Annotated in this window: 11 protein-coding genes; 4 read left to right on the top strand and 7 right to left on the bottom strand. The window is 71.7% G+C overall.

Annotation, left to right across the window (positions count from 1 at the left end; all coding sequences use genetic code 11):
- Positions 1–46 precede the first annotated feature (46 nt).
- A complete protein-coding gene (locus OKJ99_RS01210) occupies positions 47–718 on the top strand; it encodes a phosphotransferase family protein (RefSeq protein WP_326013718.1) in 672 nt (223 codons plus the stop codon).
- Positions 719–734: 16 nt separating this feature from the next.
- Here OKJ99_RS01210 and OKJ99_RS01205 read toward each other — a convergent pair whose 3' ends face one another.
- The 3 genes from OKJ99_RS01205 to OKJ99_RS01195 all read right to left on the bottom strand — a co-directional run bounded on the left by OKJ99_RS01205 (position 735) and on the right by OKJ99_RS01195 (position 3,680).
- The gene (locus OKJ99_RS01205; RefSeq protein WP_326013717.1) at positions 735–1,475 is read right to left on the bottom strand and encodes an IclR family transcriptional regulator; all 741 of its coding nucleotides are present in this window, start codon (positions 1,473–1,475) and stop codon (positions 735–737) included.
- A 102-nt stretch (positions 1,476–1,577) separates the two neighbouring features.
- A complete protein-coding gene (locus OKJ99_RS01200; protein WP_326013716.1) occupies positions 1,578–2,507 on the bottom strand; it encodes a dihydrodipicolinate synthase family protein in 930 nt (309 codons plus the stop codon).
- 3 nt (positions 2,508–2,510) lie between these two features.
- Positions 2,511–3,680, bottom strand: coding sequence for a mandelate racemase/muconate lactonizing enzyme family protein (locus tag OKJ99_RS01195; RefSeq protein ID WP_326013715.1), 1,170 nt, complete (start codon positions 3,678–3,680; stop codon positions 2,511–2,513).
- A 169-nt stretch (positions 3,681–3,849) separates the two neighbouring features.
- Here OKJ99_RS01195 and OKJ99_RS01190 point away from each other — a divergent pair, with 169 nt between their 5' ends.
- Complete coding sequence (locus OKJ99_RS01190) at positions 3,850–5,181, top strand: MFS transporter (protein WP_326013713.1); 1,332 nt, start codon at positions 3,850–3,852, stop codon at positions 5,179–5,181.
- Here OKJ99_RS01190 and OKJ99_RS01185 read toward each other — a convergent pair.
- Complete coding sequence (locus tag OKJ99_RS01185) at positions 5,160–6,071, bottom strand: EamA family transporter (protein WP_326013712.1); 912 nt, start codon at positions 6,069–6,071, stop codon at positions 5,160–5,162. The two genes, OKJ99_RS01190 and OKJ99_RS01185, sit on opposite strands and share 22 nt — an antisense overlap.
- A gap of 68 nt (positions 6,072–6,139) precedes the next feature.
- On the opposite strand from OKJ99_RS01185, the gene OKJ99_RS01180 reads away from it, so the two are divergent.
- Positions 6,140–7,015 (top strand): LysR family transcriptional regulator, encoded by an 876-nt coding sequence (locus tag OKJ99_RS01180; RefSeq protein WP_326013710.1) that lies wholly within the window; start codon positions 6,140–6,142, stop codon positions 7,013–7,015.
- Positions 7,016–7,088: 73 nt separating this feature from the next.
- On the opposite strand, the gene OKJ99_RS01175 is transcribed toward OKJ99_RS01180, so the two are convergent.
- Positions 7,089–8,588, bottom strand: coding sequence for an alpha/beta fold hydrolase (locus OKJ99_RS01175; protein ID WP_326013709.1), 1,500 nt, complete (start codon positions 8,586–8,588; stop codon positions 7,089–7,091).
- A 70-nt stretch (positions 8,589–8,658) separates the two neighbouring features.
- Here OKJ99_RS01175 and OKJ99_RS01170 point away from each other — a divergent pair, with 70 nt between their 5' ends.
- The gene (locus OKJ99_RS01170) at positions 8,659–9,609 is read left to right on the top strand and encodes a helix-turn-helix domain-containing protein (protein ID WP_326013708.1); all 951 of its coding nucleotides are present in this window, start codon (positions 8,659–8,661) and stop codon (positions 9,607–9,609) included.
- Between the two features lie 24 nt (positions 9,610–9,633).
- Here OKJ99_RS01170 and OKJ99_RS01165 read toward each other — a convergent pair whose 3' ends face one another.
- Positions 9,634–10,794 (bottom strand): lytic transglycosylase domain-containing protein, encoded by a 1,161-nt coding sequence (locus tag OKJ99_RS01165; protein WP_326013707.1) that lies wholly within the window; start codon positions 10,792–10,794, stop codon positions 9,634–9,636.
- A complete protein-coding gene (locus OKJ99_RS01160) occupies positions 10,791–12,182 on the bottom strand; it encodes an ABC transporter substrate-binding protein (protein WP_326013706.1) in 1,392 nt (463 codons plus the stop codon). Before OKJ99_RS01160 ends, OKJ99_RS01165 begins: the two co-directional genes overlap by 4 nt.
- Positions 12,183–12,188: the final 6 nt, after the last annotated feature.

The following is a 12,188-nucleotide window of genomic DNA, read 5'->3' as shown; positions in this document are numbered from 1 at the left end:
CCACAACCCCGTGCCCGACACACCACCTCTGGCGGATGATCAGCACATGCGTCCGCTGAAACACGGCTACACCAACCGCACGCTGGCCGACGGCACGGTCGTGAAGAAGTCCTACGCCGGCCCCGACGCCGAACTCAGACTGCGTCGAGAACGCACACTTCTCCCCCACCTCAAGGGCCAGTTGCCCGTGCCTCCCGTACTCGGCACGACCGCGACGACCCTGAAACTCGGATTCCTGGCCGGTGTCCCGGGCCAGGAACTGCTGGACGCCGGGCACGCCGCAGAGGTCATGGCGAGCTGCGGGAGGCTCCTGCGCCGTATCCAGGACCTCACGCCGCCCGTAACGGACTTGGGCACCCGCAGAACGGGCGAGGTCCTCGTACACGGCGACTTCGGCCCCAACAACCTGCTCCTCGACCCCGCCACCTACGAGGTCACAGCCGTCGTCGACTGGGAGTTCGCCCACTTCGGGACTCCGGTGGAGGACCTGGCCTGGTGCGAGTGGATCGTACGGACCCACCACCCCGCGCACCGTGCCGCACTCGACCACTTCTTCCGCTCCTACGGCGGTGAGGTGCCGCCCTGGCCGGTGCGCAGGGCGGCCATGCTGGCCAGGTGCGAGGAGCTCCGCCGGTTCTGCGAGCGGTGGAAGGCGGACGGACCGGGTGCGCGGCAGTGGCGGGAGCGGGCTGCCGTGACGGCCGGGTGGCAGGAGTGATCCGGGGCCCGGCCCCTCAGTGCAAGTAGCCGAGCGCCGACGACACCTGGTCCGCGTACTCGATGGCCCTGCCCGCGAGTTCACGTTCCCGGGTGCCAAGGTCGAGGGCCGACAGGGAGCCGGAGACCGACAGCGCGGCCACGATGTCGCCGGAGCGGTCGCGGACCGGGACAGCGAGGCAGGCGCGCCCGAGTGCCAGCTCCTCGACCTCGGTCGCATAGCCACGGCCGCGCACCTCGTCGAGGTCCTTGAGGAGGTCCTTGAGGCTCGTGAAGGTGTGCGGGGTGTACGAGGGGTATTCGGGCCCGATCAGCGCCTCGACCTCGTCGCCCTTCAACCCGGACAGGAGCACCTTGCCCATGGCGGTGGCGTGCAGAGGTGCGAGTCGGCCGGTGAGCGTGAAGGAGCGCTGGGTGCGGGGGCCTTCGAAGTGGCAGAGGTAGAACATCTGGTCGCCTTGGCGCTCCGCGACGTTCGCGCCGAGGCCCGTCTCGTGCGCGAAGTTCTGCGCGACCTGGCGCGAGGCGCGGAACACCGGGGACTGGTTGAGGGCGATGCCGGCGAGGCCGACGAGGCGGGGGCCGAGCCGGTGCAGACCGGTGCGTTCGTCGCGGGCCAGGTAGCCGAGCGATTCGAGCGCGCCGACCAGGCGGGAGACCGTCGACTGGCCGAGTCCCGAGAGTTCGACGAGTTCCGCGATCCGGCGCTCGGGCTGCTCCTCGGTGAAGTAGGTGAGCAGCGAGAGGGCGCGTTCCACGCTCTGGGTCCCGACCCCAGCGGCACGAGATGTAGCATCCATATCGTGGATGCTACATCCTCACGCGTTGATCGACCCCCGGAATCCCAGGGGTGATCCGGTCTAGCGGGCGGCGGACGCTGCCGGCACGAAGGCGCCCCGGCGCGGCCACGCGATGTCCTCGAGGACTTCATCGAGCGCCCGGCGCGTGACCGCGTCCAGGGGCGCCGCGGGCAACCGGACCCGCGCGGACGCGATCACCCCGCGGCGCACCAGGACCTCCTTGTGGACCGCCCAGGCCTGGCCCGCGCGCACACCGAGGTGGACGAGCGGCCGAATGTTCGCGAACAGGGCCCGCGCCCGGCTCCGGTCACCCTGGCCCAGGGCGTCGAGGACGTCGCGCAACACGTCGGGGAACTCGCAGGCCGGCATGGTGCCGACCGCGCCGTTCGCGTGCTCGTCGAGGAGGAACTGGGCGTTCTGGCCGCCCAGTACGGCGAAGTCGGACCCGGTCGCGGCCGTGACGGCGGCCACCTTGGCCGGAGGGGAGGGCACTTCCACCTTCACCGACGTGATGTGCGGCTCGGCCGCCAGGGAGACGAGCTGCTCGACGCTCATCGACACCCCGGTCACCCCCGGCGCGTCCTGGATCATGACGGAGGCGTCGGTCGCGGCGGCAACCTCGGCGAAGAATTCGAGAACCTGCGGCGGCGAGGGCTTGGTCAGGAACGGGGGCAGGACCATGAGGTGGTCGGCGCCGCCGTCGACCGCCCGCAGCGCGAGCTCGCGCGAGGTGACGGTGCTCGTTCCGTTGACGCCGGCGACCAGCGGCAGTTCCGGTCCGGCCACGGCGCGGACCTCACGCAGGATCGTGGCGCGTTCGGCCTCCGTGAGGGCGAAGCCCTCGCTGGCCATGCCGAAGACGGCGAGAGCGTCGACGCCGCAGGCGAGTTCGAACTCGACGAGCGAGCGCAGCGAGGGCACGTCCAGCTCGCCGCCATCAGTAAAGGGGGTGGCGAGGATCGGCATCAGGCCTCGGGGCAGTGCGGGCATGGTTCAGCTCTCCTTGGCGAGTTCGGCGATCTTCTCGGCATCCACTTCGACGCCGAGTCCCGGCCCGGTGGGCAGCACGTAGCCGTCGGGGCGGGCGTCGATGGGGGTGCGCAGAATGCTCTGCGCGACGGACAGGGAGTCGGCCTGGAACTCGAAGAACGGCGAGTTCTCGACGGCCGCACTCAGCTGGATCCCGGCCGCCAGGGCCACGCCCAGGCCGACCGAGTGGTGGCAGGCCACCGGAAGGTGCGCCGCCGCGGCGACCTCGGCGATGGACTGGGCCTCGGTGATGCCGGTGCGGGCGACGTCGGGCTGGGCCAGGCGCAAGGCGCGGCGGCCGATCCAGTCGGCGAACTCGTAGCGGTTGCGCATCGCCTCGCCGACGGCGACCGGCGTGGTGATGCGGCCGGCCAGTTCCCGGTGCCCCTCGACGTCCTCGGGGGCCAGCGGCGCCTCGAGGAACAGCGCGCCGCGCCGGTCCAGCTCGTGGCCGAGGGTGAGTGCCTCGCCGATGGAGTACGCCCAGTGGGCGTCCACCGCGAGCCGCACGCCGGGGGCCGCCGCGGCCACGGCGTCATAGGTGGCCAGGTCCGTCTCGATGCCCTTGCCGAGCGCCAGCTTGATCATGGTGGTGCCCTGCTTCGCATACGAGGCGGCGAGCGCGGCGCGCTCCTCGTCGGTCGGCTCGGGCAGGCCGGAGACGTAGGCGGGAACGCGGTCGCGGTGGGCGCCGCCGAGCAGTTCGGCCACCGAAAGGCCGGTCAGCCTGCCGTGCAGGTCCCACAGGGCGATGTCGACGGCGGCCATGGCGTCGGCCTGGTGGCCGCTCAGGTGCCCGCGCTCCCGCATCAGCTCGCGCATCCGGTGCCACAGCGGGCGGACCCGCGTGGGGTCCTGCCCGATGAGCTGATCGGCCAGCAGCCGGTCCACGACGGCGGCCGGAATCTCCGGGCCGACCGGCGCGAGCGCCTCGCCCCAGCCCGTGCAGCCCTCGTCGGTACGGACCTCCACCAAGAGGGTCTCGTAGCGTCCCGAGTACAGGCTCCGCCAGGGTGCGCGTACGACGTAACCGCGCTCCGGCGTGAGGTCCTGCCCGTCCTCCAGGCGTCCCAGGTAGGCCCGTGGTCCCTCCAGCTTCAGTACGTGGGTGAGCACCTCGGTGATACGGGCCATGCCGCTTCCCTCCATCGTCCTGCTTAGGCAATCCACATTCTGCATAGCCCTTGTAAATAGAGCAAGCATGGTTAACATCGTGGCCACGAACGCTCAACGCTGAGGCAATGTGCCCGGCTCCCGCGTTATCCACCCCGCGTTGTCCGACTCATCCGTATGCGAGGTCCCCATGCCCGAGCAGACCGCCGCGCCCTCCGCCCCCGACACCGACCCCGCCGACGCGACGCCGTCGAAGCGGGTCCTCGTCGCGGGCAGCATCGGCAACTTCGTCGAGTGGTTCGACATCGGCATCTACGGCACGCTCTCGTCCGTCATCGCCGGGAACTTCTTCGCGCACGGCGACCAGACGGCGGCACTCCTGTCGACGTTCGCCATCTTCGCCGTCGGCTTCGCCATCAGACCGATCGGCGCGCTCTACTTCGGCCCGCTGGCCGACCGCGTCGGGCGCAACCGCGTTCTCGCCGTCACCGTGCTCATCACCTCGGTGTCGACGTTCGCCATCGGCGTGCTGCCCACGTACGCAAGCATCGGCGCCGCAGCTCCCCTTTTGCTCGTACTCGCCCGCCTGGTGCAGGGGTTCGCCGCGGGCGGCGAGACGTCCAGCGCGGTGAGCCTGCTGTTCGAGTACGCGCCGCGCAATCGCCGGGGCTACTACACCAGTTACGGCGCCGCCCTCGGCTTCGTCGCCTTTGTGTGCGGAGCCGGTGTGGCGCTCGTCCTCTCTCTCACGTTCGGCGCCGACCAGATGTCGTCGTATGCCTGGCGCATCCCGTTCCTCCTCGCGCTGCCCCTGGGCATCGCGGGCCTGTATCTGCGGCTCAAGCTGGACGACACCCCGGAGTTCCGGCGCCTGGAGGAGTCGGGTGAGGTCGCCGACTCACCCATCAAGGAGACGTTCCGCACCAGCCGCCGGCCGATGCTGATCCTCGCCGGTGTCATCGTCCTGAAGGGGGTAGCCCACTGGACGCTGCAGACCTTCATGGTCAGCTATCTGACGGACACCATGCACTTCAGCCAGGCCCAGTCCTTCGCCGCCTCGACAATCTGCATGGGCGCGGTGGCCGTCCTCATCCCGTGCGCCGGGCTGCTCTCCGACCGGGTCGGCCGCAAGCCTCTGCTCATCGCCGGCGCCCTCGGCCTGATCGTGCTCGCCTGGCCCTGCCTGCTCCTGATGTCCTACGAGAACGCAGTCCTCGCGATCGTCGCCATGGTGATCCTCGGCCTGCCCATCGCGGCCTACGACGGCGCGGTCAACGCCAGCATGGCCGAACTGTTCCCGGCCCGGATCCGCACCGGCGCCATCGCCATCCCGTACAACATCTCCGTCAGCCTCTTCGGCGGCACCGCGCCGTACATCGCCACCTGGCTGGTCACCTCCACCGGCTACAACCTGGCCCCCTCCTACTACCTGATGGCCGCGGGCCTCGTCACACTCGTCACGGTCGTGCTGGGCGTGCGCGAGACCGCGGGCCCGCGGGTTCAGATGTCGGTCGCCCGCTGAGCGACTCGCGTACCGGTGCCCACCGCAACCGCATTCGCCGCCACGATCGCGGCGATCGCCAACCAGGCGAGGTGGTCGAGGTGTTGGTGGAGGATCAGGAGGCCGACGAGTGCCGCGAAGACCGGGTTGACGCTCATGAAGACGCCGAAGAAGCGGGCGGGGACGCGGCGCAGTGCCAGGAGGTCGGAGAGGAACGGCACCGCCGATGACAGGACGCCCGCCGCCAGGGCGCACAGGAGTGCCGTGACGGTCGGTGGGTGCAGGTACAGGACCGTGATGCCGATCGGCAGGTAGAGCAGGCCGGAGACACCAGCCGCCGCGGCCGAGCCCTGGAGGCCCGGGAGGCGGTGGCCGACGGCCCGGTTGAGCAGGATGTAGCAGCCCCAGCACACCGCGGCGACCAGAGCGAGCGCGATGCCGACGTAGTCCGTGCTCGGCCGCGGGCGGGTGAGCACGACGACCGCAGCCGCCGCTGCCAGCGCGCAGAACAGGTCGAGGCGGCGCCGCGTTCCGGCGAGGGCGACGGTGAGCGGGCCGAGGAATTCCAGGGTGACCGCGAGGCCCAGGCCGATCCGGTCGATGGCCAGGTACAGCGTCAGGTTCATCGTGGCGAAGACGGCGGCCAGGGCGAGGACCAGGCGCCATTGGGTGGCGGTGAAGGAGCGTATGTGCGGGCGGCCTGCCGTCAACAGCACTACGGCGGCCACCCATTGACGTACGGCCACGACGCCTGCCGGGCCGAGCACGGGGAAGGCAAGCGCCCCCAGGGACGCGCCGACCTGGTTCGACAGGCCGCTGCCGAGCATCAGCGCGACACCACCGGCGCGGGAGGAGGGGCCGGTAGCCGCGGTGCGGGGCGGCTGCGTGGAGGGGTGGGATGTGGTCGCCATGGTGTGAGGTTCGACCCGGTCGGGGCATACGCAAAATGCATGCGCCGCGTCTTGTATACGCTGAACGTATGGATGAAGGAAGCGGTCTCGCCGGGCTCGAGCTGCGGCACCTGCGCTGTCTGCTCGCCATCGTCGACACAGGGAGCTTCACCGACGCCGCGATTCAGCTCGGCGTCTCCCAGGCCTCGGTGTCCCGCACCCTGCACGCCCTGGAGACCGTCCTCGGCGTACGCCTCCTGCACCGCACGAGCCGCACCGTCACGCCGACGACCACCGGAGTCCGGGTCGTCCACCACTCCCGGCAGCTCCTCACCGAGGCGGAGAACCTCGTGCGCGAGGCCACCACGGGCCACACGCGGCTGCGGATCGGGCACGCCTGGGGAGCGTTCGGGCGGCACACCACCGAGTTCCAACGCCGTTGGCACCAGCGGTATCCCGACGTCGAGTTGCTCCTGGTGCGGCACAACAGTCCCACCGGCGGACTCGCCGAGGGCGCCTGCGATCTGGCCGTCGTACGCCACCGGGCAGATCTGCGCAGGCGCTACGCCTCCGCCGTCGTCGGCCACGAGCCCCGCTACGTGGTCATGGCCGCCGACGACCCCTGGGCCAGGCGCCGCCGCGTCCCCCTCGCGGACATCCGCGAACGCACCGTCGTGGTGGACCGCCGCACCGGCACGACCACCGCCGACCTGTGGCCCGGCGACCCGCACGGCGACGTCGAGTACACGGCCGACGTCGACGACTGGCTCGCCGCCATCGCCACCGGCCGCTGCGTCGGTGTCACCCCGCAGGCCACGGTCGCCCAGTACCGGCGCGAGGGCGTCGTCTTCCGCCCGGTGTCGGGCGCGGATCCGGTGCCGGTGCGGGTGATATGGAACGAGCGGGATCCCCATCCCCGTACGCACGCGGCCATCGCGTTGCTGAGCGAGTTGTACGGAGACTGAAGCCGGTGCACCCGAGCGTCACTCCAGTCTCACTCCAGCCCCACTCCAGTCCCAGCCGACCCTCACTCCGGTCTCACTCCAGTCCCAACCGCCCCAGCACCCGCTCCATCGCCTCCCGCACCGCCTCCCGCGCGGCGTCGCTGTGGTCGAGGCCCTCGAAGGCGTGCGGCGCCTCCGGTACGTCGATCACCTCGACGGGGGCGCCGCCCGCCTCGGCCGCCGCGACGAACTCGGCCACCGTCGTCGCGACCGCCGGGGCCTCACGGCCGACCCGGATCAGGACGAACGGCGGCGTCCCCCCGTGCGCCACCACCTCCGCGGGCCGGAACCGTGGATCGTTCACGCCCCAGTTGGGCAGCGGCGCCATGATCGGATAACTCGCCGCCAGACAGCGCAGCCACGGCGGGGCCTCGCTCAGCCACGGCGCCGTCAGAGGCCCGCCGCCGGAGAAGAACCACAGCGCGATCCGGTCCGCGTCGACCCGCGGATCGGCGCGCACCTCGGCCACCGCGGCGGCCACGTCCTCGGCCGCCGTCGGATACGCCGTGACCGCGTGCAGCCGGTGATCGAGGGTCACGCCGATCGCGCCCCGCGACGCCGCGAGGCGGGCGTAGCCGACCAGGGTCGGCCACTCGCGCGGCGTCGGTCGTGCGTCTTCCGGCACGGGTCCGCCGTGCACGATCACGACCGCCGGGCGAGGCTCCGCCGACGCGCCCTCGGGAACGTACAGATCCACTGAGCCGCGCCGTTCGCGCGGGATCTCCGGTACGTCCAGGAGAAACGGCCGGAGGTATCCGGACTGCGCCGCTTCCTCGTCGCCGACGGGTTCGAGCCGGGTGCCCTCGTCGGCCGCCGCTCGCAGGAGTACGTCGGCGAGCTCGTCCGGGCAGGACAGCATCGGCCAGTGCCCGGTGGGCAGTTCGAAGAAGGTCACGTCCTGGCGGACGAGCGCCTTGATCGTCGGGTCGCCGAAGCGGAGCAGCATGCGGACGGTGTCGATGGTCGCGCCGCTCTCCGCGCAGAGCACTCCGGTTGTCGGCAGGCTGCCCCCCGCGCCGGTCAGACGCAGCGGTTGCAGCAGGGTGCCGAGCGGCTGGGGCGAGGCGTGCGCAGTCAGCCGGTCCAGTGCCTCGTCGGAGACGCCGACGGTGCTCCCCCAGCGCCGCCACTCCTCCCGGGTGGGGGCCGGCACCTCTCCCCCGGTGTCCCCGTCCTTGGCGAGGCGCTCGCGCAGTTCCTGGTCAAGGACCGCGGCGAGGGCAACGGCGCCGTCCTGCACAGGCCCCGTGTCGAGGTACACGACCCGTGCGACGCGGTGGGCCCGCCGGTCCGCCGCGCCCACCGCCGGGTACGCACCGTAGCCGTGCCCGACGAGGACGATGTCCTGTCCCTCGCCGATGGTGTCGATGGTGTCGATGGCCGCTACGACCCTTGCGATGTGCGCTTCCAGGTCTATGGCGGGACCGAGGTCCACCACGTGGGCCTTCGCGCCCTCGGCCGCCAGCTTTCCGGCCGTCTCCCGCCATGCGTCCGGGCCCGTGAACAGGCCAGGTACCAGCACGAACTCCGTCATCTCCACGTCCTCCATCTGTGGTTGTCAGCGGTGGGAGGTACGTTAGGAACTCCCCCTGAGGGAGGTTCAAGTGCCCGAGACAGCGCCATCCGACGGTCTGTGGAGCATCGGTGAGCTCGCCGAGCACGCGGGCACGACCGTCAAGACCGTCCGCTTCTACTCCGACAGCGGCCTGCTCCCGGAGCGCACCCGCAGCTCGGGTGGGCATCGCCGGTACGGATCCGACGCCCTGGACCGGCTCCGGATGATCCGCTCGCTGCGCGGTCTGGGCCTGCCCGTCCCCGAGGTGCGGCGCATCGTCGACGAGCGGGCGGGGGCGGACGGGGCGCTGGAGGACGCCGTCGCGGGGCAGCTGCGTACGCTCGGGTCCCGGCTCAGCGCGTTGCGTTGGCAGGAGGCGGCGCTGCGTCTGGTGCAGGAGTGTCCGCCGGACGAGCGCGCGGACCGGCTGCGGCTCGTCGGGGCGCTGGCTACGCCGCCGAGCACGGCGCCGCTGGCCAGGTTCTGGCGGGCCTGGTTGCCGCCGCGGATGCCGGCCGCGTCGCGAACTGCCTTCCTGGAGGCCGCCGTTCCGCAGCCGCCCGACGCACCGGCTCCGTCCCAGGTGCTCGCCTTCGCCCGGTTGTGCGCGCTGGTGTCACGCCCCTGCACGCCCGGCACGGGGCCCACCCAGCCCGCCGCGCACAGCACGGCTGGCGCGCGCGAATCCGCTGTCCTGTACGCCGGGTTGGCCGAGTCGTACGACCTGGCGGGCGAGCCGATGCGGGCGGGAGAGGCCCCCACGCCGGGCGAGGCACTCGACTGCTTCGTCACCACGTACGCGAGTGTGACCAGGTCCCGCGACACACCGGCCTTCCGCCGTGGCCTCTCCCGGCAGCTCGCCTCCGACCCGCGCCTCGACCGCTACTGGGACCTGGTGGCGGAGCTGACCACCCCGGACGGCGCCCGTCCGGAGCCGACTCCGGGCACGGCCCACGACTGGCTCCTCGCGGCGCTGGACTCGCAGTTGGCGAGCGCCTGACCTCACACCTCAGGTCCGGTCGGGTCAGGTCCGGTCGGGCTTTTCGGCTCCGGCGGAGGGGAACAGCGGCGAGGGCGTGTACCCGGAGTTCGGCGCACGGAGCGTGGGCAGGTCCGGAAGCTTCGGCTTGGTCGGCCACTTGTTGTCGTCACCCGACGGGTCGTCCGAGGGCGAAGGAGACGGTGAAGGTGTGGACGACGGTGGTTTCGACTCCTTGCCACCCTTGCCCTTTCCTTTGTCCTTGTCCTTGTCCTTCTCACTCTTCCCCTCCCCCTTTTCCCCCTTTTCGTCGTCGTGCTTCCCGGACTCCCCGGGCTTGTCCTGCGCTGCGCCGCTTCCCGGCGCACCCGCCGTCGGCACGGCCCCGTTCCCGTACACCCGCATCCAAGCCAGCACCAACTCCAGGTAGGAATCCGAGTGGTTGTACGCGAGCACCGCCCGGCGGATTCCGGCGCCCCCGGTCAGGTCGCCGCCCGCCGCGCACAGGTAGCGGCCCGCCGCGAGCCACGCGTCGTCGATCTGGTGCGGGTCGCGGGAGCCGTCGCGGTTGCCGTCGCTGCCCCAGCGCTGCCACGTGGAGGGGATGAACTGGGCGGGGCCCACGGCGCGGTCCCAGGTCCGGTCGCCGTCCCAGGCTCCGTTGTCCGAGTCGTGGATGGCGGCCACGCCCGGGCTGCCGTCGAGTCGCGGGCCGAGTATGGGACTTCGCGTCCGGCCGTTCCCGTCCAGGGCGCCGCCGCGCGCGTGCCCGGACTCCACCCGGCCGATCGCCGCCAGCAGCGGCATCCGTATCCCGCACTCCGGTGACTCGGCCGCGAGGTCCTTGACGGCACTGCGGTAGGCGGCGAGGACCCGGCCGGGAATCCCGTGCGTCGTCGGAAGCGCCGGGAGCGCCTTCGGGGCCTCGCCGCCCTCGCGCTTCTCGCTCTTCTCGCTCTTGAACGGCACCGGCCGCGTCCCCGGAATCTCCGTCGGCGTCTGCGGGTACAGCGGCGGGCTGCCGCCGCCCGCCTGCACGTCGGGTGACGGCGCGCTCGTGGCCGCCACCGGTGACATGTCCGCCAGCTGCCAGACCGTCGCCGTCGCCATGCCGCCCGTCGCCGCCACGGCGACCGCGCCCGTGAGGATCTGATGCCACAGCAGGGAGCGTCGCCCGCTGCGACTGCGGTCCGGTCGGCGGCTCACCAGCAGAACGCCTTTCCACCGGACATCGCCGTCCACTGGCCGCCCGAACCCCGCATCCCGAAGGCGCACTTGGTGTCGTTCGAGCCCTTGCTGGTGTACGTCAGCGGCACGGTCAGGCCGTCGAAGCGCTGTCCGCGGAAGGTGCGCAGCTCCTTGATCAGTCCGGCCCGCGTGATGTCACCCGCGCCGCGCGCCGCCTTCTCGAACACCTTCGCCGAGGCCCAGCCCTGGGCGGCCGAGGGGCCGGGCGCCTTGCCGCCGCCGTACTTGTTCCAGGCGGAGTTGAACTGTCCGAAGCCGGCCGCCGACGAGCCCTTGAAGGGGAACACCGGGGTCGCCGCCAGTACGTTCTTCAGGCCCGGCTTGGAGGCCGTGGTGCCGTCGACGGTGGCGCCCGGTTGCAGGAACTGCGGGTTGAAGTTCTGCCGGCTGCACGACGAGGCGACCCGGTTCACGGTGTTGGGGTCGCCGGTGACCAGCATCAGGTCGACGTCCGCGTTGCGGGCCTGGATGCACTCGGCCGTGAAGTCGGGCTGGGTGACGGAGATCTTCGCGTTGTAGACGGGGTCGAGGCCGTAGCGCTTGGCGGCGTTGCCGCTGCCGAAGAACCGCTCGTGCACATGGGTGCAGGCGTCGGAGTCGGTGCAGAACAGCGCGCCGAGCTTCTTGCCCTTGCCGTACTTCGCGCCGACCTGGGCGAGGCCGTCGAGCGCGGAGTTGGTGCCGGGGCACTCGCTGAACAGCATGGGGCTCGCGGTCCACGCGGTCGTCGAGCAGTCGCCGCCGATGACGGGGACCTGCTTCTTCTCCACGTAGCTCTTCCAGGCGTTCATGGTCTGCGTGGTGGTGAACGAGGCGACGATCGCGACGACCTTGCGCTGTTCGACGAGCTCCTGCATCTGGCTGCGCCCCTTGGAGGCGTCGGCGCCGTCGTCCATGACGATGACCTGGACCTTGCGGCCGTCGATGCCACCGCCCGCGTTGACGCTCGCCGCCCAGGCCTGGAGGGCACGCGGGCCCTGGGCGAAGGCGACGCCGCCGGGGCCCGATGTCGTCCCGACGCTGCCGATGACGATGGGGCCGCCGCCGGACTTGCCGCCGCCCTTTCCGCCACCGCCGCCGGAGGCGGAGCCGCCCCCACCACCGCCCCCGCTGGTCCCGCTCCCGGACTTCCCGTCCGTCTTCGAACCGTCGTCCGTCGTGGCGGTGTCGGAGGAGCCGTCGGCGCCGACTCCGGTGTCCGAGCCGGTGGCCCCGGTGGCGACCTTCCCGCCGCTGCCCACGGAACGTACGACGGTGTCATGGTCGACCCGGCTGCCGCAGGCGGCGAGCACCAGGCTCAGCGCCGCCACGGCCGCCAGGGTGGCGCGTGTACGGGTTGGGGTCATGGTTCT

Source organism: Streptomyces endophyticus, from assembly GCF_035798155.1.
Lineage (GTDB): Bacteria > Actinomycetota > Actinomycetes > Streptomycetales > Streptomycetaceae > Streptomyces > Streptomyces endophyticus.
Note: the sequence above shows the minus strand (reverse complement) of the source record. Positions and strands in the feature narration are given on the sequence as shown.

What these genes read in the sequence shown, in the direction of transcription:
- OKJ99_RS01210 (WP_326013718.1), top strand. Translation starts at nt 47, where the DNA reads ATGCGTCCGCTGAAACACGGCTACACCAACCGCACGCTGGCCGACGGC.
- OKJ99_RS01190 (WP_326013713.1), top strand. Translation starts at nt 3,850, where the DNA reads ATGCCCGAGCAGACCGCCGCGCCCTCCGCCCCCGACACCGACCCCGCC.
- OKJ99_RS01185 (WP_326013712.1), bottom strand. Translation starts at nt 6,071, where the DNA reads ATGGCGACCACATCCCACCCCTCCACGCAGCCGCCCCGCACCGCGGCT.
- OKJ99_RS01200 (WP_326013716.1), bottom strand. Translation starts at nt 2,507, where the DNA reads ATGCCCGCACTGCCCCGAGGCCTGATGCCGATCCTCGCCACCCCCTTT.
- OKJ99_RS01160 (WP_326013706.1), bottom strand. Translation starts at nt 12,182, where the DNA reads ATGACCCCAACCCGTACACGCGCCACCCTGGCGGCCGTGGCGGCGCTG.
- OKJ99_RS01175 (WP_326013709.1), bottom strand. Translation starts at nt 8,588, where the DNA reads ATGACGGAGTTCGTGCTGGTACCTGGCCTGTTCACGGGCCCGGACGCA.
- OKJ99_RS01180 (WP_326013710.1), top strand. Translation starts at nt 6,140, where the DNA reads ATGGATGAAGGAAGCGGTCTCGCCGGGCTCGAGCTGCGGCACCTGCGC.
- OKJ99_RS01195 (WP_326013715.1), bottom strand. Translation starts at nt 3,680, where the DNA reads ATGGCCCGTATCACCGAGGTGCTCACCCACGTACTGAAGCTGGAGGGA.